General features: G+C 52.0%; 3 protein-coding genes. All 3 read right to left on the reverse strand.

The genetic code is table 11. From position 1 onward, the window contains the following. Positions 1-18: 18 nt before the first annotated feature. Complete coding sequence (locus ACWIGM_RS31495) at positions 19-564, reverse strand: virion core protein, T7 gp14 family (protein ID WP_113419324.1); 546 nt, start codon at positions 562-564, stop codon at positions 19-21. Beyond that, positions 564-1,028: a hypothetical protein gene (locus tag ACWIGM_RS31500; protein ID WP_000568023.1), complete on the reverse strand. Its 465-nt coding sequence runs from the start codon at positions 1,026-1,028 to the stop codon at positions 564-566. The genes ACWIGM_RS31495 and ACWIGM_RS31500 overlap by 1 nt, the downstream gene beginning before the upstream one ends. Then, positions 1,028-1,211 (reverse strand): hypothetical protein (locus tag ACWIGM_RS31505; RefSeq protein ID WP_454029861.1); only part of this gene is annotated, 184 nt, incomplete at its 5' end. The genes ACWIGM_RS31505 and ACWIGM_RS31500, both read right to left, overlap by 1 nt.

The following is a 1,211-nucleotide window of genomic DNA, read 5'->3' on the forward strand; positions in this document are numbered from 1 at the left end:
CTGTTGGTACGACTGGCATTATAATCCTCCGGGTAATCTGGTTCCTGCTGCTGCCCCGATTGGCGCAGGAGTTCTTTGAGTAAACGGACTCCACGTCCCACCAAACATCTGGTATGCACCGTATGCCTTCAGAGGCGCAGTGAGCAATGTTGTTGCTGCTCCCACATTCCCCTGTTTACGGGCTGAACTGGCTTCTGCTTTATAGTTGGCAGCCTGAACCTGATAACCGTAAGCCTCGCGTTGCGCGTTATTCACCGTCGTCAGCGAATCAAGAGCGCCAAACTGGGCAGTGTCGCCAAATATATCCAGCGCGTTACCGGTAGATAAATCGGCGCCGGTCGCCCCCATTGTCGCCGCCTGTGTACCAAGCCGCTGTCGTGTCTCTCTGCGCCGTTGCTCAGCTTCAGCGTTACCTCTGTTTATTGCATCATTTGCCTGAGCTGTGGCTATATCTGCGTTCGCTTCTGCAACCTTCGAGGCATACTTTCCCTGTTGGTACTGGGTGTATGCCTGAATGCCACTCATGGCGAGCATTGCGCCACCAGCAATAACCGGATCGCACATTATTTTCTCTCCATGTGAAATCTGTGGAAATTAAGACCAAGAGCACCATAAGGCGCGGCTTCTTCAAGCCTGAATCCAAGCCAGTGCAGCCATGCTTTGGCAACATGGTTTCGCTCGTCGACGTAGTTTTCCAGGCGCGGATAAACTGCCAGCATCTGCTGCAATACAGGGCGGCAGTGGCGCAGAAATGTCTTCTGATATTTTTCAATACGGCTGGTTCCTACCAGCCAGGGCGTACCATTGCCACCGATCATTGACGCCGGAGATACACCAAACATGGTCACCAGTTCTCCGTTCGCGAACCCTGACCAGGCCATAGTCGCAGTGCGAAGACCAACGCGCAGCGCATCTTCGGTAGTCATCAGCGATACCGCATACAGTTCGTCAATATCAGCCTGACGAACATCCGGCAAAATCATCTGAAGATGCTCTTCGGTAGCGGGAATAATTTGAACATCGATCATCAGAATCCCCCAACAGTAAGGCGAGGAATAACGGCAAGAACAGACAGCGGCAACGGGTCAAGCTGACGGATTCTTACACGTCCGTTTTTGCCCCAGTTACTGTCAAGTTTCACTTCTACTTTTCCGGTAGCGTCATCAACAGGATCATCGTAGAACTCGAATTCACGCTGTTGATATTCGTAC

It is taken from the genome of Allobosea sp. NPDC055332, assembly GCF_053645455.1.